Source organism: Streptomyces sp. RKAG293 (genome assembly GCF_023701745.1).
Lineage (GTDB): Bacteria > Actinomycetota > Actinomycetes > Streptomycetales > Streptomycetaceae > Actinacidiphila.
The window spans coordinates 577,241-599,503 of record NZ_JAJOZB010000001.1 but is presented as its reverse complement, the minus strand read 5'-3'; the positions used below and the strand labels follow the sequence as shown (position 1 = coordinate 599,503).

General features: G+C 74.4%; 1 protein-coding gene. It reads left to right on the top strand.

Translation table 11 applies throughout. The features are described 5' to 3' along the window. The first annotated feature begins 292 nt into the window (after positions 1 to 292). Positions 293 to 22,222, top strand: a complete 21,930-nt coding sequence (locus tag LNW72_RS02510) for a non-ribosomal peptide synthase/polyketide synthase (RefSeq protein WP_308401871.1) — start codon at positions 293 to 295, stop codon at positions 22,220 to 22,222. Positions 22,223 to 22,263 lie beyond the last annotated feature (41 nt).

Here is a 22,263-nt window from a genome sequence, read left to right as displayed (position 1 = left end):
TGCGCCGGGTCACCGGCCCGGTGTCCACGGTCAACGTCCTTAGGTTAGGCACGCCTTAACAGTAGCGTCCCGGTTTCCGGAGGATGCCGGGAGGGAGGGCTATCTAGTTAGGTAATCCTTACCTTAATATGGCGACCGGTCACGGCTCGCTCGAGTCGTTTCCGCACATCATGGGGAGGCACGGGCACCGGTGTCGGGTACATGGGGCAACGCAAGCGCGGATCATGGAGAACTGTCGGCGACGGCAGCGGAGTACTGGCGCGGGCGGCTCGTCCCGCTTCCCCAGGAGACCGTGCTACCGGTCGATCTCCCCTATCCGGTGCGTCCCGCCGACGGACCCGTCCTGACCCGAACCCGTCCGCTCGCCACCGCCGTGCCCGGCGTCACGGCGCTCGCCGCGTACGTCGCGCTGCTGCACCACTACGCGGGCGGCGCCGGTGACATCACGGTCGGCCACAACGGGCTGCCGCTGCGGATCGCCGTCCACGGCGACCTGCCGTTCGGCGAGCTGTGCAGCCGGGTCGCGGACGCCTGCGAGGCGGCGGACGCCCACCGGGTGCCGCTGGCCGCACTGGTCGCGGAACTGGCTCCCGAACCCACCCGCGGTGGCGGCCGGTTCTGCAACACCACCTTCGGCGCCGGCGCCTGGGAGAGCTGCGGCGGCCCGCTGGACCTCGCGCTGGAGGTGACGGCGGACGACCTGCGTGTCACGTACCGGCCCGCGCTCTTCGACGCAGCGACGGTCGACCGCATGCTCGGCCACTACGCGACGCTTCTGGCGGACGCGATGGCGCGGCCCGGTGCGCCGGTGGGCGCGCTGACCCTGCTGGACGACGAGGAGCGGCACCGCGTCCTGGTGGAGTGGAACGCCACCGGGCACGACGTGCCCGCCGCGACCTGGCCGCGGATGTTCGCCGCGCGGGTCCGCGAACGGCCCGACGCCGTCGCCCTGGTCTTCGAGGACGTGGGGCTGACGTACGCAGAACTCGACGAGCGCGCCAACCGGCTGGCCCACGCGCTGATCGCGCGCGGTGCGGGCCCCGAGCGGGTGGTGGCCCTCGCCGTGCCGCGCTCGGCCGACCTGATCGTCGCCGAGGTCGCCGTACTCAAGGCGGGCGCGGCCTATCTGCCCGTCGACACCGACTACCCGGCCGACCGCATCGCCTACATGCTCGCCGACGCCGACCCGGTGTGCCTCGTCACGACCGCCGGTGCCGCCGCCGATCTCCCGCCGGACACGGCCGGGTTGCTCGTACTGGACGAGCCCGCGACCGCGGCCGAGCTGGCGGGCCGCCCGGCCGGGGACCCGGACCTGCGGGGCCGGCTGTCGACGGGTAACGCCGCCTATGTGATCTACACCTCCGGTTCGACCGGCCGCCCCAAGGGCGTGGTGCTGTCCCACGCCGGCGTCGCGGGGCTCGTCGCCACCCAGGTCGAACGGTTCGGCATCGGGCCGCACAGCCGGGTGCTGCAGTTCGCCTCGCCCAGCTTCGACGTCGCGTTCTGGGACCTGTGCCTGGGCCTGCTGTCCGGCGGCCGGCTCGTGGTCGTGCCCGCCGAGCGCCGGGTGCCCGGCGCACCGCTGGCCGACTACGCCAACGACAACGGGATCACCTTCATGATCCTGCCGCCGGCCCTGCTCGCCGCCCTGCCCGACGATGTCCTGCTGCCGCCCACCGCGACCCTGCTGGCCGGTACCGAGCGCGTCTCGCCCGAACTCGTCGGGCGGTTCGCGCGCGGTCGCATGATGTTCAACGCGTACGGGCCGACCGAGGCCACCACCAACTCCACGCTCGGCCGCTGCGACCCCGACACCCCGGCCGGCAGCATCGTGCCCATCGGCGTCCCCGACCCCGGCACCCGCGCCTACGTCCTGGACGGCCGGCTGCGCCCGGTGCCCGCCGGGGTCCCGGGCGAGCTGTACCTCGGCGGCGCCGGGCTCGCCCGCGGCTACCTCGGCCGGCCCGCGCTGACCGCCGAGCGGTTCGTCGCGGACCCCTTCGGGGCGCCCGGCGAACGGCTCTACCGCACGGGTGACCTCGTGCGCTGGAAGGCGGACGGACGCCTGGAGTTCCTCGGTCGGGCCGACGACCAGGTCAAGATCCGCGGCTTCCGCATCGAGCCCGGTGAGATCGAGTCCGTCCTGCGCTCCCACCCGGCCGTCGACCAGGCCGCCGTCGTCGTCCGCGAGGACCGCCCGGGCGACCGGCGGCTGGCCGCGTACGTCGTCCCGGCGCTGGACCGCGAGGCCGAGGTCGCGGAGTGGAAGGACCTGCACGAACTGCTGTACTCCGCCGCCGGCTCCGAGGGGTTCACGGAGAACTTCGCGGGCTGGAACAGCATGTACGACGGGCTGCCGATCCCGCTCGCCGACATGCGCGAATGGCGCCGCGCCACCGTGGACCGCATCGCCGGTCTGCGCCCGCGCCGCGTCCTGGAGATCGGCGTCGGCAGCGGGCTGCTGCTCTCCCGCCTCGCGCCGGACTGCGAAAGCTACTGGGGCACCGACGTCTCCGAAGAGGCGATCCGCGCCCTGCGGACCCAGCTCGCCGCCGAGCCCTCCCTCGACGGCCGTGTCGAACTGCTGGCCCGGCCGGCCCACGACACCACCGGACTGCCCGAGGGATTCTTCGACACCGTCGTCATCAACTCCGTCGCCCAGTACTTCCCCGGTGCCGGCTATCTGACGGACGTACTGCGCCGGGCCGAGGCCCTGCTGGCGCCCGGCGGCGTGCTGTTCCTGGGCGACGTACGCAATCTGCGGCTGCTGCGCACGCTCCGAGCGGCGGTCGAGAGCGGCCGTACGGCCGCCGAGAGCGACGACAAGGACGCACTGCGCGCTGCGGTGGACCGCTCCGTCGCGTGGGAGGGCGAGCTGCTGCTCGACCCCGACTACTTCGCCGCGCTGGCCGGTTTTACCGCCGAGGTCCACGTCAAGCGCGGCACGCACCACAACGAGCTGACGCGCTACCGGTACGACGTGCTGTTGCGGCCGGCAGGCGACGGTACTCCCATGGCCGCCGGGGACGGGCCGGCCACCACAGAGCTGACCTGGTCCGAGCTGACCTGGTCCGAGCTGGGCACGCTCGACGCGCTCGGGGAGCGGCTCGCCGCGGCCGGCCGGCCCGCCCGGCTGCGGGTCACCGCGCTGCCCAACGCCCGGCTGGCGGAGGACCTGTCCGCGCTGGGCGCGCTCGGCGACAGCAGCCGCCACAGCGTGAGCACCATGGCGACCGGGGTGGATCCCGAGGAACTGCACGAACTGGCCGCGCGCAACGGTTACCGCTGCGCCGTGACCTGGAACGGCTCCGCCTCCGACGGCGGCCTGGACGCGGTGTTCGCGCTGGGCGACGTCCCCTTCGGGACGCTGTACCGGCCCGGCACGGGCCGGCCGCACGCGAACCGTCCGGCGCCGTTCCGCGATGTCGCCGCGCTGATGCGGACGCTGCGCGCGCACGCAGCGGATTCGCTGCCCGAGTACATGGTGCCCGCCGCGCTCGTGCCGGTGGACCGGCTGCCGGTCACGCCCAGCGGCAAGCTCGACGCCGCCGCGCTGCCCGTGCCCGACTACACCGCCCTCAGCTCCGGCCGGGCTCCGCGCGACGCCCGCGAGGAACTGCTCTGCGGGCTCTACGCACAGGCGCTGGGCCTGCGGTCGCTCTCCGCGGACGACGACTTCTTCGCCCTCGGCGGCGACAGCATCAGCGCCATCCAGTTCCTCGTCCTCGCCCGCCGGGCGGGCCTGGCTCTCACCCCCCGCGACGTGTTCCGGCACCGTACCGTCGCGGCGCTGGCGCAGCTCGTGGACACCGGCCTGGACAGCGCCCCGGCGGTGGACGGCGCCGATGACGGGCCGCTGGTGCGGCTGACCGACGCCGAAAGCGCCGACCTCGCGGACCTGTCGGGCGGGCACCCGGTCACCGTCGAGGACCTGCTGCCGCTCAGCCCGTTGCAGGAGGGGTTCCTCTTCCACGCGCTGGTGGACGGCTCCGGCCATGACGCCTACGTCGTCCAGCAGGTCATCGAGCTGGCCGGGCCGGTCGACGCGGACGCCCTGCGCCGCGCCGCCCAGCGGCTGCTGGAACGCCATGCCCCGCTGCGCGCCTGCTTCCGGCAGCTCGCCGGCGGCCGGCCGGTACAGATCATCGCCGGGGGGCTGGAGCTGCCCTGGCGCGAGGTGGACCTGTCCGCCCAGAACACCGGCGAGCGGCCGGCGCTGGCCGATGCCGTCGCCGCCGACGAACGCTCCCGCCGTTTCGACCTGGCCCGGCCGCCGCTGATGCGCTGCACGCTGGTGCGGCTGGGGGAGGAGCGCAGCCGGCTCCTGCTGACGTTCCATCACATCATCGCGGACGGCTGGTCGTTGCCGGTGCTGCACCGTGAGCTGATGGCGGGCTACGGCGACGCGCCGACACCGCTTCCCGAGGTCGCGCCGTACCGCGGCCATCTGCGCCGGCTCGCCGCCGCCGACCGGGACGCCGCCCGCGAGGCCTGGCGCGGGGCGCTCGCCGGACTCGACGAGCCGACCCGGCTGGTCGAGGTCCCGGCCGACGGCGGCCCGGTCGAACCGGCGCAGATCCGCGTCGAGCTGTCCGAGCGGGCGACGGCCCGGCTGGCGGCCCGCGCGCGGGAGCACGGGGTGACGCTCGGTACCGTCGTCCAGGGTGCGTGGGGTCTGCTGCTGGGTAAGTTGCTGAACCGTCAGGACATCGTGTTCGGGACGACGGTCTCCGGGCGCGACGCCGCCGTGGACGGCATCGAGTCGATGGTCGGCCTGTTCATCAACACGCTCCCCACCCGCTTCCGCTGGGCGCCGGCCGACACTCTGGCGCAGCTGCTGCAGCGCCTGCAGGACGAGCAGAGCGCCCTGCTGGACCACCAGCACCTGGGCCTCGCCGAGTTGCAGCGCCTGGCGGGACTCTCCGGCGCGGGTGAACTCTTCGACACTCTCGTCGTCTTCGAGAACTACCCGGCCGAACCGGGGCTGACCGACCCGTCCGGCACCGTCCGGATCACCGGGCACTCCTTCCACGACGCCGTGCACTATCCGCTGGCCCTGATCGTCAAGCCCGGCCGCCGGCTCGACCTGCGGCTCAAGCACCATGCCCGGCGCCTGGACGCGGCCGCCGTCCAGACGGTCGCCGACCGGCTCACCCTCCTGCTGACCGCCTTCGCCGACGAGCCCGGCCGCACGGTGGCCGCCCTCGACCTGCTGTCCCCGCAGGAGTCGGCCGCCGCGCACCTGGACGGTGCGGCGCGCCCGGTGCCGGAGACCACCCTGAGCGCCCTCTTCGAGGAACGGGCGGCCCGAACTCCGGACACCACCGCTGTCGTGGACGGCGCGCGGACCCTGTCCTACGCCGAGCTCGACGCCCGCGCGGACGCCCTCGCCCGCCGGCTCCGGGCCCGCGGCGCGGGCCCGGAGCGCTTCGTGGCCGTCGCCGTGCCGCGCTCGGCGGAGCTGATGGTCGCTCTGCTCGGCGTCCTCAAGTCCGGTGCGGCCTACCTGCCGGTCGACCTGGACTACCCGGCCGACCGGGTGGCCGCCATGCTCGCCGACTCGGGCGCGGCCACCGTCGTCAGCACCACCGCGGACGCGTCGCGCCTGCCCGTCGCGGCGGGGCTCGACGTCCTGTTGCTGGACGCGCCGTCCGAGGAGGCCGCCGAGGAGGCCGCCACCACCGTCGGGCCGCGGTCCGCAGGACCGGACGACCCGGCGTATCTGATCTACACCTCCGGCTCCACCGGCCGTCCCAAGGGCGTTGTGGTCACCCACCGGGCCATCGTCAACCGTCTCGCCTGGATGCAGGGCGAGTACGGGCTGACGCCGGGCGACCGGGTGCTGCAGAAGACGCCGTCCAGCTTCGACGTGAGCGTCTGGGAGTTCTTCTGGCCACTGTGCGAGGGCGCGGCCGTCGTCCTGGCGAAGCCGGACGGACATCGCGACCCGGCGTATCTGGCGGGCCTGATCCGCGAACAGGCCGTCACCACGATGCACTTCGTGCCGTCGATGCTGGAGGCGTTCCTGCGGGCCGGCGAGGTGACCGCCGACCCGGCCTGGGCCGCGAGCCTGCGCCGGGTGTTCAGCAGCGGTGAGGCGCTGCCGGGGGCGGCCGCCGCCCGCTGGCGGGCGCTGACCGGTGTGCCGCTGCACAACCTGTACGGCCCGACCGAGGCGGCCGTGGACGTCACCCACCACGTGTACGACGGTGAGCCCGGCGCCACTGTTCCCATCGGCCGTCCGGTGTGGAACACCGGGCTGCGGGTGCTGGACGGCTGTCTGCGTGCGGTGCCGGCCGGGGTGCCCGGCGAGCTGTATCTGACGGGTGTTCAACTGGCCCGTGGGTATCACGCCCGGGCGGCGCTGACCGCCGAACGTTTCGTGGCCGACCCCTACGGCGCCCCCGGCACGCGGATGTACCGCACCGGTGACCTGGTGCGGTACCGCACGGACGGGGCGGTGGAGTACCTGGGCCGCACCGACCGGCAGGTCAAGCTGCGCGGCAACCGCATCGAGCCGGGCGAGGTCGAGGCCGCGCTGGTGGCGGAACCGTCCGTCGCCCAGGCGGCGGTGACCGTCCGCGAGCAACGGCTGGTCGCGTACGTCGTGCCCGCCGCGGGCGGCGAGCGGCCGGAGCCGGCCGCGCTGCGCGCGGCGCTGGCGGACGTACTGCCCGCACCGCTGGTACCGGACGCCTTCGTCGTCCTGGACGCACTGCCGCTGACGCCGAGCGGCAAGCTGGACCGGGCCGCGCTGCCCGCGCCCGAGGTGGAGCGGGCCGCCGCGCGTGCGCCGGGCACCGGGCCGGAACAGCAGCTCACCGAGATCTTCGCCGCCGTGCTGGGCCTCGACGAGGCGGGCCCCGACGACGACTTCTTCCTGCTCGGCGGCGACAGCATCAGCTCGATCAGCGTCTCCAGCCGGGCGCGCAAGGCGGGTCTGGAGCTGGACCCGCGCGATGTGTTCGAGCACCGGACTCCCGCGGCTCTCGCCGCGGCCGCCGCCGCTGCCGTCCCGGCCGGGCCGCGGACCGGGCCCGCCGCCCCCTCCTTCGTGCTCAGCGACGAGGAGACGGCGCACGTCCGGCGGCTCGCCGGAACCGGCGCCGTGGCGGACGTCTGGCCGCTGGCCCCGCTCCAGGAAGGCCTGTTCTTCCACTCCACGTACGACGACGGCGCACTGGACGTCTACACCGTCCACGAGTCCTTCGACCTCGCCGAACCGGTGGACGCCGACCGGCTGCGCCGCGCCGCCCGGGTGCTGCTGGCCCGCAACCCCAGCCTGCGGGCCGGGTTCACCAGCGACGGGCTGCGCCAGCCGGTCCAGTTCATCGTCCAGGACCCGCCGATCCCGCTGGAGGAGGCGGACCTGTCGGGGCTGCCGGCCGCCGAACAGGACGTGCGGCTGACGGAGTTGATGGAGGCCGAGCGGACCCGCCGGTTCGACCTGGCGGCGCCTCCGCTGCTGCGGATGCTGCTGGTGCGCCGGGGTGCCGGGCGCGGCGACCGGCTGGTCATCGGCCGCCACCTGATCCTATGGGACGGCTGGTCCGCGTGGCTGTTCCTCGACGAGCTCTTCGCGCTGTACGCGTCCGACGGCGACGCCGCCGGGCTGCCCCGTCCCGGCTCCTACCGTGACTACCTGAGCTGGCTGGACGCCCAGGACGACACCGCCGCCACCGCCGCCTGGCGGGGCGCCCTGGCCGGGCTCGACGAGCCCACCCTGCTCGTCCCGGCCGCCGCCGACCGCGCCCTGGAGCCGGTCGTGCCGCAGCACCTGGACACCCGGCTGTCCGAGGAGCTGACCGGCCGGCTGCGCGCCACCGCGCGCGGCCACGGCCTGACCCTGAACACACTGCTCAATGCTGCCTGGGGCCTGACCCTGGCCGCCGCGACCGGCCGCACCGACGTGGTGTTCGGCACCACCGTGGCCGGCCGGCCCAGCCAGGTGCCGGACGTCGAGAACGTCATCGGCATGTTCCTCAACACCGTGCCCGCCCGCATCGCCTACGACCCGGCGGAACCGGTGCTGGGCCTGCTGCGCCGCATCCAGGGCGAGCGGCTCGCTCTCATGCCGTACGAGTACCTGGGCCTGGGCGTGCTCCAGGCCGAGACCGGCCACCGGCGACTGTTCGACACGCTGTTCGTGCTGCGCAACAACGACACCGAGGAACGTCTCGAACGGCTACGGGAGCGGCACGGCGCCACCGCCGTCGCCAACGTCGACGCCACCCACTACCCGGTGAACCTGATCGTCACCCCGGGCCGGCGGATCACCGTCACCCTCGCCCACCGGCCCGACGTCGTCGACGGTGCCACGGCCCGCACGCTGCTCGACCGGTTCACGCTGCTGCTGGAGCGGCTGGCCGGGGACCTGACCGCGCCGGTCGGCGGGCTGGATCCGCTGCTGCCCGGCGAGCGGGCCGCGCTGGAGAGAGAGTGGGCCGGCAGCCGGGTGCCCGACCCGCAGGAGACCGTCGCCGACCTGCTCGCCGCCCAGGCCGCCCGCACCCCGGACACGACCGCCCTGGTCTTCGGCGACCGCAGCATGACGTACGCCGAACTCGACGCCGCGGTGAACCGGACGGCCCGGCTGCTGCTCGACCGCGGTGCGGGCCCCGAGCGGATCGTGGCCCTCGGGCTGCCGCGCTCCATCGACATGGTGGTCGCGCTGTTCGCCGTGCTCCGCACCGGCGCCGCCTACCTGCCACTGGAACTGGACCACCCCGCCGACCGCCTCGCGCTGATGCTCGCGGACGCCGGCCCGCTGCTGCTGCTCACCACCCGCGCGGTCTCCGCGACCCTGCCGGGCGACCTGCCGCGCGTCCTGCTGGACGACCCGGCCACCGCCGACGCGCTGGCCGGAGCGAGCGTCACCGAGCGCTTCAGCCTGGAACACCCGGCCTACGTCATCTACACCTCGGGCTCCACCGGCCGCCCCAAGGGCGTCGTCACCCCCTACCGCGGCCTGACCAACATGCAGCTCAACCACCAGAAGGAGATCTTCGAACCGGCCATCGCCGCGGCCGGCGGACGCCGGCTGCGGATCGCGCACACGGTCTCCTTCGCCTTCGACATGTCCTGGGAGGAGCTGCTCTGGCTCGTCGAAGGCCATGAAGTGCACGTGTGCGACGAGGAGTTGCGGCGGGACGCGCAGGCGCTGGTGGCGTACTGCGAGGACCACCGGATCGACGTCGTCAACGTCACCCCGACCTACGCCCGGCTGCTCATCGAGGAAGGGCTGCTGGAGGGCCATGTCCCGCCGCTGGTGCTGCTCGGCGGCGAGGCCGTCCCGCAGACCGTCTGGTCGCGGCTGCGCGACACCGAAGGCACCTACGGCTACAACCTGTACGGCCCCACCGAATACACCATCAACACTCTCGGCGGCGGCACCCACGACAGCGCCACCCCGACCGTCGGACGCCCCATCCGCGGCACCCGCGCCCACATCCTCGACGCCTGGCTGCGCCCGGTGCCCGACGGCGTGCCCGGTGAACTGTACATCGCGGGCATCGGGCTGGCCCGCGGCTACCTGGAGCGGCCGGGCCTGACCGCGGAGCGGTTCGTGGCCGACCCCTTCGGACTGCCCGGCGAACGGATGTACCGCACCGGGGACCTGGTGCGCCACCGCTCGGGGTCCCGGCAGGAGTCCGGGGGAGGGAACCTGGACTTCCTCGGCCGGACCGACGACCAGGTCAAGATCCGCGGCTACCGCGTCGAGCTGGGCGAGATCGAGACCGAGCTCAGCCGTCACCCCCAGGTAGCCCAGGCGGCGGTGACCGTACGGGACGACCGGCTGGTCGGCTATGTCGTACCCGCGCGGCTCAGCGACGAGGAACGGGAGGTGGCGGAGCGCGCGCAGGTCGGCGAGTGGCAGGAGATCTACTCCGACGAGTACGAGGAGATCAGCACCGCGGTCTTCACGGAGGAGTACGCCGGCTGGGACAGCTCCTACGACGGACAGCCGCTGCCCTTCGACCACATGCACGAGTGGCGCGAGGCCACCGTCGCGCGGATCCGCGAACTGCGACCGCGCCGCATCCTGGAGATCGGCGTCGGCTCCGGGCTGCTGCTCTCGCGGCTGGCCCCGGACGCCGAGGCGTACTGGGCCACCGACTTCGCCGCGCCCGTCATCCGCAAGATCGGCGAGGAACTGCGCCGTGACCCGGAACTGGCCGCGAAGGTGGAACTGCGCCGCCGCCCCGCCGACGACCTGCGGGACCTGCCCGCCGGATTCTTCGACACGATCGTCGTCAACTCCGTCGTCCAGTACTTCCCCAGCGCCGACTACCTCACGGCCGTCATCCACGGCGCCATGGACCTGCTGGCACCCGGCGGCGCGCTGTTCGTCGGAGACGTACGCAACCTGCGGCGCGCCCGCGTGTTCCACACCGAGATCCAGCACGCCCGCGGCACCGGCGCGGCCGGGCTCGACCGTGCCGTCGAGCGCGGGCTGCGGCTGGAGAAGGAACTCCTGCTGGACCCGGACTACTTCACGACGCTCGGCTACGGGGTGGACCTCCGCACCAAACGCGGCCGGCACCACAACGAGCTGACCCGGCACCGCTACGACGCCGTGCTGTACCGGGACGCCGCGGACGTGTCCTTCGGTGACGAGCCCGCCGCCCGCTGGGAGCCGGCCCTCGACCTGGCCGCCCTGCTGCGCTCCGGCCGCCCCGAGCGGCTGCGGGTGACCGGTGTGCCCGACGGCCGGCTCGGCCCGGACGCCGTGGACCCTGAGACGCTGCACGACCTGGCCGCCGAACTGGGCTACCGCGTCCTGACCACCTGGTCCGGTGACGCGGGCGGCTACGACGCCGTCTTCCTCGCCCCGGGGGAGATCCGGGTGACCGCCGGGCTCTACGTCCCCGGCGGCGGCACCGCGCCGTACGCCAACAACCCCACCGCCGCGCGGGACGCGAGCGGCCTGGTCCGGCGGCTGCGGGAGCACCTGAAGCGGCAGCTGCCCGACTACATGGTCCCGGCCGCGTTCGTCACCCTCGACCACCTGCCGATGAACGACAACGGCAAGCTGGACGTCCGGGCGCTGCCCGACGCGGAGCCGGCCGTCGCGCTGGGCGGCGGTCGTGGTCCGCGCACCCCGCAGGAGCAGGTGCTGTGCCGGCTGTTCGCCGAGGTGCTCGCGCTGCCCGGGGTCGGCGCCGAGGACAACTTCTTCGACCTGGGCGGCCACTCGCTGCTCGCCACCCGGCTGGTCAGCCGGGCCAGGACCGAACTGGGTGCGGAACTGGCCATCCGGGACCTCTTCGAGGCCCCGACGCCCGCGCAGCTCGCGGGCCGCGCGGACACGGGCCGGCCGGCCCGCCCGGCGGTCACCGCGGTCGCGGAGCGACCCGAGCGGATTCCGCTGTCGGCCGCACAGCGGCGGCTGTGGCTGGTCGAGCGGCTCACCGGCGGCGGCGTCGCCTACAACTTCCCGCTGGTCTTCCGGCTGCGCGGGGAACTGGACACCGCAGCACTGCGGGCGGCGCTGCGCGACGTGGCCGGGCGGCACGAGGCGCTGCGGACCGTCTTCGCGGAGCACGAGGGCGAGCCCTATCAGCGGGTGTTGCCGGCCGGCGAAGCCGCGCCGGCGTTCGCCGAGACCGACTGCCGGCCGGACGAACTGCCCGCGCTGATCGAGACGGCACAGCGCCGCCCCTTCGACCTGTCACGGGAACTGCCGCTGCGGGCCGAGGTGTTCCGTGTCGCGCCCCAGGACCATGTAGTGGCCGTCGTGCTGCACCACATCACCACCGACGAGTGGTCCGACCGGCCGTTCCTGGCCGACCTGAACACCGCCTACCGGGCGCGGGCGGCGGGCGGGGCGCCCGGGTGGACGCCGCTGCCGGTGCAGTACGCCGACTACACGCTGTGGCAGGAGCGCCTGCTCGACCGGACCGGTGAGGCCCAACTCGCCTACTGGACCGAGGCGCTGCGCGACCTGCCGGAGGAGCTGACGCTGCCGCTCGACCGACCGCGCCCCGCCGGACCGACCGGGCGCGGCGGCACCGTCCGCCGTGAGGTGCCGGCCGGTACCGGACGGGCGCTGCGCGAGCTGTCCGGGCAGAGCGGCACCAGCATGTTCATGCTGCTGCAGGCGGCCACCGCCGCGCTGCTGCACCGGATGGGCGCCGGCGACGACATCCCGCTGGGCGCGCCGATCGCGGGCCGCACCGACAGCGGTCTCGACGACATGGTCGGCTTCTTCGTCAACACGCTGGTGCTGCGCACCGACCTGTCCGGCGACGGTCTGACGTTCCGGGACCTGCTGGGCCGGGTCAGGGAGTCGGCGCTGGCCGCCTTCGAGCACCAGGACCTGCCCTTCGACCGGGTCGTGGAAGCGGTCAACCCGGCCCGCGTGGCGGGCCGCAACCCGCTGTTCCAGGTGATGCTCGGCTACCACTACCGCCCGGACGGCGACGCGGACCTGCTGGGCCTGCCGACCGAGTGGTACGAGATGGACACCGGGACGGCGAAGTTCGATCTCGACTTCACCTTCGTCGACGCGGGCGAGGTGGACGGCCGGCTCACGCTGCTGCTGGAGTACGCCGCCGAGCGGGCCGACCCGGGCACCGCCGACCTGCTGGCGGAGCGGCTGGTGCTGCTGCTCCGGCAGGCGGCCGCCAACCCCGACCGGCCGCTCGCCGACCTCGACGTGCTGACGCCCGCCGAGCGTGAGGCCGCCGCCGGGGTCTGGAACGACACCGCCCACCCCGTCGAGACCCGGGCCGTGCCCCAGCTGTTCGCGGACGTCGTCCGGGCACATCCCGGCCGGACCGCGCTGGTCACCGCCGCCGGCTCGCTGACCTTCACCGAACTGGCCGCCCGGGTCGGGGCCGTCGCAGCGCTGCTGCGCCGGCACGGCGCCACGGACGGCACCGTGGTGGGACTGGCGCTGCCCCGGCACGAGATGGTGCCCGCCATCCTCGGCGTGCTCGCCGCCGGGGCCGCCTACCTGCCGCTGGACCCGGACCAGCCCGCCCACCGGCTGGAGTTCCTGCTCGGTGACGCGCGACCCCGGTGCGTGCTGACCACCGCCGCACCGGCGGAGCGGCTGCCCGTCGTCCCCGGCGTGCCGACGCTGCTGCTGGACGGCCCGCTGCCCGCCGCCCCGGACACCGCGTCGCGCACGTACGCTCCGGACGCGGCCGCGTACACGATCTACACGTCGGGCTCCACCGGCACCCCCAAGGGCGTCGTCGGCACCCACCGCGGGCTGGGCAACCTGTTCGCCGCGCATCTGCGCGACCTGATCGAACCGGCCGTGCGGGACACCGGACGGGACGTGCTGCGGGCGGTGCACGCGGCCTCGTTCAACTTCGACGGCTCCTGGGAACCGCTGCTGTGGCTGCTGGCCGGCCACGAGGTGCACGTGCTCGACGAGGCCACCGTCCTGGACCCGGCCGCCCTGCTGGCCCAACTGGCCGAACGGCGGATCGACTTCGTCGACCTCACCCCGACCTATCTGCGCGAACTGCTGCACCACGGCTTCCTCGCCCCGGGCAGCGTCATACCCGCGGTGCTCGCCGTCGGTGGCGAGGCCACCCCGGACGCCCTGTGGCGGCAGCTGACCGCGCTGCCCGGCACGGCCGTCCACGACCTGTACGGGCCCACCGAGTGCGCGGTCGACGCGTACGGCTGGCACAGCGCCGGCGCCGGGTCCGAGCAGTGGGCCGCCCCCCTCGACAACATCCGCGCCCATGTACTGGACGACCGGCTGCGGCCGGTCCCCGTCAACGTGCCCGGCGAGCTGTATCTCGCGGGCGCGGGGCTGGCCCGCGGTTACCTCAACCGCCCGGCCCTGACGGCCGGCCGCTTCGTGGCCGGCCCGTACGACGGGCCCGGCGAGCGGATGTACCGCACCGGCGACCTGGTGCGCCGCGCCCCGGACGGCGCCCTCACCTTCCTGGGCCGGGCCGACGACCAGGTCAAGCTGCGCGGCTTCCGGATCGAGCCGGGCGAGATCGAGTCCGTCGTCAGCGCGCACCCGGACGTCTCCGCGGCGGCCGTCGTCGTTCGCGAGGACGTGCCCGGCGTGCGGCGGCTCGTCGCGTACGTGGTGTCCGCGCCCGGCCGCGAGCCCAGCCGGTCGGCGCTGCGCGCCCACGTCGAGGCGTCGCTTCCCGAGCACATGGTGCCCGCCGCCTTCGTCACCCTGGACACGCTGCCGCGCACGATCAACGGCAAGCTCGACCACGCAGCGCTGCCCGCCCCCGACCTGTCGGCCGCGGCCGGCGGGCGGCTGCCGCGCAACCCCCGTGAGGAACTGCTCTGCGAGCAGTTCGCGGCCGTGCTGGGCGTCGACCGGGTCGGCGTCGACGACGACTTCTTCGCGCTGGGCGGCCACTCGCTGCTGGCGATGCGCCTGGTCAGCCGGATCCGCCGGGTGCTGGACGCCGAGGTGTCGCTGCGCGCGGTCTTCGACGCGCCCACCGTGGCCCGGCTCGCCGCCCGCCTCGACACGTCCCGCGGCACCGCCCGCCCGGCGCTGACCGCGGGCCGGGCCCGCCCAACGCGGCTGCCGCTGTCCTTCGCCCAGCAGCGGCTGTGGCTGCTGCACCAGGTGGACGGCCCGGACCCGGCCTACAACATCCCGGCCGCCTGGCGGCTGACCGGCCCGCTCGACCGGGCCGCACTGGAGGCGGCCGTCAACGACGTCGTCGCCCGGCACGCCCCGCTGCGTACGGTCTTCCCCGCCGAGGACGGTGTGCCCTACCAGCGGGTCCTGGATCCCGCGCAGGCCCGGGTCGTCATCGCGAACGAGCCGTACGAGCAGCTGGCGCGGGCCGCCGCGCACCACTTCGACCTGGAGCACGAACTCCCCGTGCGGGTCACGCTGTTCGAGACCGGACCTGACGAGCACGTGCTGCTGCTCCTGCTGCACCACATCGCCACGGACGAATGGTCCGACCGGCCGCTGCTCGCCGACCTGAGCGCCGCCTACGCCGCGCGCACCGAGGGCCGCGCCCCCGACCGGGCACCACTGCCGGTCGGCTACGGCGACTACACGACCTGGCAGCGCGAGCTGCTGGACGACACCGGCGAGAGCCTGCTCGGGTACTGGACCGAGGCACTGCGCTCGCTGCCCGCGGAACTCGCGCTGCCCACCGACCGGCCACGGCCGGCGGAGTCCAGCCACCGCGGCGGTACCGTCGGCTTCACCGTGCCGCCCGAGCTGGAGCGCGGACTGCGGGAACTGGCCCGACTCGAGGGCGCCAGCATGTTCATGGTCGCCCAGGCGGCCGTGGCGGCACTGCTGCACCGGCTCGGCGCGGGCGACGACATCCCGCTCGGCGCACCGGTCTCCGGGCGCGGCGACGAGGCGCTCGAGGAGCTCGTCGGCTTCTTCGTCAACTCCCTCGTCCTGCGCACCGACCTCTCGGGCGACCCGGAGTTCACCGCCCTGCTGCGCCGGGTCCGGGAGACCGACCTGGCCGCGTACGAACACCAGGACCTGCCCTTCGAGCGGCTGGTCGAGGCGCTCAACCCGGAGCGGTCGCTGGCCCGGCACCCGCTGTTCCAGGTCATGGTGGTCCATCTCGCCGGGCGCGGCGGCGTCCCCGAGCTGCCGGGGCTGTCCGTCCGGGCGGAGCCGGTCGGCGGGCCGACCGCCAAGTTCGACCTCAGCTTCGACTTCATCGAGCGCGGCGAGGGCCAGGGCATCCAGGGCTGGATCGAGTACAGCGCCGACCTGTTCGACCAGGAGACCGCCGAACTGCTGGCACGGCGGCTGGAGAGCCTGCTGGAGCAGGTGGCGGCCGAGCCGGAGCGCCGGGTGTCGCTGCTGGACGTGCTCGGCGAGGAGGAGCGCGCCCGCGTCGTCACCAGCTGGAACGACACCGACCACGAGGTGCCCGCCCTGACCCTGCCGGAGCTGTTCCGTGCCCAGGTCGCGCGCACACCGTCGGCGACCGCGCTGGTCCTGGACGACACCGCCCTGACGTACGCCGAACTCGACGCCCGGGTCGAGCGGTTGGCGCACACCCTGGCCGGGGCGGGGGTCGGGCCGGAGAGCACGGTCGCCGTCGCCCTGCCCCGGTCGGCGGCCCTGGTGGTCACGCTGCTGGCGGTCCACCGGGCCGGTGGTGCGTACCTGCCGCTGGACACCGACTACCCGGCGGCGCGGCTGGCGCTCATGCTGGCGGACGCCCACCCGGTGTGCGTCGTCACCGCGCCGGGCGTCGAACTGCCCGACTCCGCAGCGCCGTTCCTGCTCGTCGGCGACGACGGAACGACGCTGCCCGCCGGCCCCGAGGGCCCGTTGCCCACGGCGTACGATCCGCGCCACCCGGCGTACGTGATCTACACCTCCGGTTCCACCGGCCGACCCAAGGGCGTCGTCGTGCCGCACGCGGGGATCGCGAACCGGCTGGCGTGGATGCAGGCGCGGTACGCGCTGACGCCCGCCGACCGGGTGCTGCAGAAGACCCCGTCGAGCTTCGACGTGTCGGTGTGGGAGTTCTTCTGGCCGCTGATCACCGGCGCGACGCTGGTCCTCGCCCGGCCCGGCGGCCACCAGGACCCGGCCTACCTCGCGGATCTCGTCCAGCGGCGCGCGATCACCACAGCGCACTTCGTACCGTCGATGCTCCAGGCGTTCCTGGACGAACCGTCGGCGGCCGGCTGCACGACCCTGCGACGGGTGCTGTGCAGCGGCGAGGCACTGCCCGCGCCGCTGGCCGCCCGGTGCCACCACGTCCTGGCAGGGGCGGAGTTGCACAACCTGTACGGCCCCACCGAGGCGTCCGTCGACGTCACCGCCCACCAGGTGGCCCCCGGAGCGGAGGTCGTGCCGATCGGCCGCCCGGTGTGGAACACCAGGACCTACCTGCTGGACGCCGGGCTGCGCCCGGTGCCGCCGGGTGTGCCGGGTGAGCTGTACCTGGCCGGTGTCCAGCTGGCCCGGGGCTACCTCGGCCGGCCCGCACCGACCGCCGAGCGCTTCACCGCAGACCCCTACGGCCCGGCGGGCGGCCGCATGTACCGCACCGGCGACCTGGCACGCTGGACGAGGGACGGGGAGCTGGAGTACCTGGGCCGGGTGGACGACCAGGTCAAACTGCGCGGCTTCCGCGTCGAACCCGGCGAGATCGAGACCGTCCTGTCCCGGCATCCGGTCGTCGGCCACGCGACCGTCGTGCTGCGGGACCAGCAGCTGGTGGCGTACGTGATCGCGGCCCCCGGCCGCACGGTGGAGCCCGCCGAGCTGCGCGCCCACACCGCGGCCGCGCTGCCCGCGCACCTGGTCCCGGCGGCCTTCGTCACCCTGGACGCCCTGCCGCTCACCCCGAACGGCAAGCTGGACCGCCGGGCGCTGCCTGCACCCGACTTCGCCGGCCAGGTGACGGCGGCCGAGCCGCGCACACCGCGCGAGAAGGTGCTGTGCGACCTGATCGCCGCTGTCCTCGGGCTCGACCGCGTCGGTCCCGACGACGACTTCTTCACCCTCGGCGGCGACAGCATCGTCGCCATGCAACTGGTCGGCAGGGTTCGCGCGGCGGGCCTGAGGATCACTCCCCGTGACGTGTTCCGGCACAAGACGGCCGCCGGGCTGTCCGCCGCGGCCGTGGACACCGTGCGGCACGACGCCCACGGCGCTCGGAACGAGCTGCTGGACCTCACGGCGGAGGAACGCGCCGAACTGGGCTCCACCGGCGCCGCCGAAATCCTGCCGCTGTCACCGCTGCAGGCCGGGCTGCTCTTCCACGCGACCTTCGACGCCGGATCGGAAGGGCCGGACGTCTACACCGTCCAGGTGTCGTACGACATCGAAGGAGTGGTCGACGCCGAACGACTGCGGGCCGCCGGGCAGCAGGTGCTCGACCGGCACGACAGCCTGCGCTCCGGCTTCCGCTACCTGTCCAGCGGACGCCCGGTGGCGGTGGTGCCGCGGACGGTGCCGCTGCCCTGGCGGCAGCTGGATCTGACGGACGTCGGTACCGGGACCGCAACCGAGGCCGCCTGGGAGCGGCTGCTGCTCCAGGAGCGGCGCCGGTTCGACCCGGCCGAGCCGCCGCTGCTGCGGCTGCTGTTGGTGCGGCTGGGCGCCGACCGGCACCGGCTGGTGCTCTCCCACCAGCATCTGCTGCTGGACGGCTGGTCGGTGCCGCGCCTGATGGCCGAGCTGACCCAGCTCTACGACGGCCGGACCCCGCTGCCCGCTCCCGTTCCCTACGGCGAGCACCTGCGCTGGCTGTCCCGGCAGGACACCACTGCGTCCGCCGCCGCATGGGCCGCCGCGCTGGACGGGCTGGACGCGCCGACCCACCTCGTCCCGTCCGACCCCAACCGGGTCCCGGTCGTGCCGCGCACCCACACCGTCGCATTGGATGCCGGCCTGACCACCGCGCTCACCGCGCTCGCCCGGCGCCACGGCCTGACCGTCAACACCCTGGTGCAGGGCGCCTGGGGCATCCTGCTGTCGCGGCTGACCGGGCGTGACGACGTGGTGTTCGGCGCGACGGTGGCCGGGCGGCCGCCGGAGCTCGACGGGGTCGAGTCGATGATCGGCCTGTTCATCAACACCGTTCCGGTCCGGGTCCGGCTGCGCGACGACGAGCCGGTGGCCACGTTCCTGGACCGGCTCCAGGAGGAGCAGTCCCGGCTCCTCGACCACCAGTACCTGGGCCTGTCCGACATCCAGCGGGGCGCCGGACTCGGTGAACTCTTCGACACCCTGGTGGTGTTCGAGTCGTACCCGGTCGAGGACGACGAGGACACGAGCGGGCTGCGGACGACCGTCCGGGACCACGAGGACTCCACCCACTACCCCTTCGCCTGGGCCGTGGAGCCCGCCGAACGGCTGCGACTGACCGCCGAGTTCCGGTCCGACCTGATCCCCGCCGCGACCGCCCGACGCATGGCGGCGTCGATGGTCACCCTGTTCGAGGCGATGACGGCCGCCCCCGAACGACCCGTCGGGCGGCTCGACATCCTCTCCGCCGCCGACCGGCACACCATCCTGGACACCTGGAACGACCGGGTCCTGCCCGCTCCTCCGGGCGGCCCCGCGACCGTGCCGGCGCTGTTCGAGGCCCAGGCCGCGGCCACCCCTGAAGCCGTCGCCGTCACCGACGCGACCGTCAGCCGGACCTTCGCCCAGCTGAACGAGCGGGCCGACCGGCTGGCCGGAGTGCTGGCCGCGCACGGCGCCGGCCCCGAGCGGATCGTGGCGCTCGCCCTGCCGCGTACCGCCGACCACATCACCGCGATCCTGGCGGTGCTGAAATCGGGCGCGGCCTATCTGCCGCTCGACGCGGCGCTGCCCGCCGAGCGGCTGCTCGACATGCTCACGGACGCCCGCCCGTGCCTGATCCTCACCACCGCGGACCTGGCCGCGGCCCTCCCGGCGTCCGACGTCCCGCGGCTGCTGATGGACGACGCGTACGACCTGCCGCAGGCCGCACCGCAAGCACCCTCCCCTGACCACCCGGCGTACGTCATCTACACCTCAGGCTCGACCGGGCGGCCCAAGGGCGTGGTCGTCACCCACCGCGGCATCGCCAACCTCTTCCACAGCCACCGCCGCGACCTGCACGACCGTGCAAGGGAACTCACCGGCCGCCGGCACCTGCGGGTCGGCCACGCCTGGTCGTTCTCCTTCGACGCCTCCTGGCAGCCGCAACTGTGGCTGCTCGACGGCCACGCCCTGCACGTCGTGGACGACGAGACGCGCCGGGACCCCGAGCTGCTCGCGGCCCTCATCCACGACCAGGAGCTGGACTTCATCGAGGTCACCCCCTCGTTCCTGGCGCAGATGGCCGCCAGCGGCCTGATCCGGGACGGCTCCTGCCCGCTGGCGGTGGTCGGGGTCGGCGGCGAGGCCGTGCCGGATTCGCTCTGGTCCGAGCTGCGCGCCCTGGGATCCACCGAGGCGTTCAACCTGTACGGGCCCACCGAGACCACCGTCGACGCCCTCGTCGGGCGGGTCCGGGACAGCGAGCGCCCGGTCGTCGGCCGGCCGGTGCACAACACCCGGGCCTATGTCCTGGACGCGGCGCTGCGCCCGGTCCCGCCCGGCGTCACCGGCGAGCTGTACCTGTCGGGCGCGGGCCTGGCGCGCGGGTACCTCGGCCGTCCGGATCTGACGGCGGAGCGCTTCGTGGCCGATCCGTACGGCCCCCCGGGCGCCCGCATGTACCGCACCGGCGACCTGGCCCGGTGGACCGAGGACGGTCAGCTGGAGTTCGCGGGACGCTCCGACGACCAGGTCAAGATCCGCGGCTACCGGGTCGAACTGGCCGAGATCGAGGCGGCGCTGGACTCCCATGAAGCCGTCGCCCAGGTCGTGGTCACCGCCCGTGAGGACCGGCCGAGGATCAAGCAGCTGGTCGGCTACGTCGTCCTCAGCGAGGGCGCGGTCGCCGATCCGGCCGCCCTGCGCGCCCATGTGGCGGGTCTGCTGCCGGAGTACATGGTGCCGGCCGCCGTGGTCGTCCTGGACCGGCTGCCGCTGCTGTCCAACGGCAAGCTGAACCGCACGGCGCTGCCCGTCCCGGACTTCACCGCCACGACCGGCGGCCGCCGCCCCGCGACCGGCGCCGAGCGGGTGCTGTGCGCGGTCTACGCGGAGGTACTGGGCCTGCCCGTTGAAGCCGTCGGCACCGAGGACGACTTCTTCGCCCTCGGCGGCGACAGCATCGTCGCCATGCAGTTGGTCGGCCGGGCCCGCGCGGCGGGCCTGCGGATCACCCCGCGGCAGGTCTTCCAGCACCGCGAGGCCGGCGCCCTGGCCGCCGTCGCCGTCCCGCTGGACCCGGCCGGGTCGGCCCCCGCGCACGACGACGGCACCGGCAGCGTCCCGCTCACCCCGATCATGCACGCGCTGCGCGAACGCGGCGGCCCCATCTGGGGATACCACCAGGCCGCCCTGCTGCAGACCCCGGCGGCGCTGGACGAAGCCGGGCTGCTGGCCGTGCTGCGGGCGCTCGCCGACCGGCACGACATGCTGCGCGCCCGCCTCGAACGCACCCAGACCGAGCCCTGCTCGGCCGGGTCGGGCGGTGAGGAGTGGGCCCTGCGGGTGCCGGCACCGGGTTCGGTCGACGTGGCCTCGTGGCTGGTCCGGGCCGACGTGACCGGCGCGGACGACGCGGCGCTGCGCGCGGCGATCGCCGAGCACGCCGAGGCTGCCCGGTCCTGGCTGGACCCGGACAGCGGCGCCATGGTGCGGGCGGTGTGGTTCGACGCGGGCCCCGGCCGGCCCGGCCGGCTGCTGCTGATCGTTCACCACCTGGTGATCGACGGCGTGTCGTGGCGCATCCTGCTGCCGGACCTGGCCGCCGCCTGGCAGGCGGTCGCGGTGGGGGAGACCCCGCGGCCGGCCCCGGTCGACGTGTCGTTCCGCCGCTGGTCGACGCTGCTGGCGGCGCGGTCCACCGACCCCGCCACCGAGGACGAACTCCCGCTGTGGACCTCGGTGCTGGCCGACGGCGCCACCCTGCCACTGGCCCGGCCACTGGACGCCGGCCGGGACACCGTCGAGACGACCCGCTATCTGTCCCTGACGCTGCCCGCCGAGGTCACGGCCCCGCTGCTGAGCCGGGTCCCCGCGGCCTTCGGCGCGACCGTCAACGACGTGCTGCTGACCGCCTTCGCGCTGGCCGTCGCCGACTGGCGGGTCAGGGTGCTGGGGGCGGCGACGGGCAACGCGGTGCTGGTGGACCTGGAGGGCCACGGCCGGGAGGAGGAACTGGCGGGCAACGCCGATCTGTCCCGTACGGTCGGCTGGTTCACCAGCGTCGTCCCGGTCCGCCTCGACCCGGGCACGATCGACCTGGCCGACGCCTTCGCGGGCGGCCCGGCCCTGGACACCGCGCTGGCCCGGATCGGACGGCAGCTGGCGGCACTGCCCACGGCGGGCATCGGCCACGGGCTGCTGCGCCACCTGAACCCGCTGACCGGCCCGGAGCTGGCCCGACTGGACGAGCCGCAGATCGAGTTCAACTACATGGGCCGCTTCGATCACCCCGAGGCCGCGGACTGGTCCTACGCGGAGGAGTCCGACGCGGCGGACCTCGACGCCGACCCGGGCATGCCGATGTCGCACGCCCTGACCCTCAACGCCCTGACCGAGGACCGCACCGGCGGCCCGGAACTGGGCGCCCACTGGGCCTTCGCCGCCGAGCTGCTGACGGAGGAAGCGGTCCAGGACCTGGCGCGGACCTGGTTCCGGGCGCTGGAGTCCCTGGTGGCCCGCGCCGGCCGGCCGCGGTCCTGACACCCCCGACCCCCGACCCCCGACCCCCGAACCACCCAACC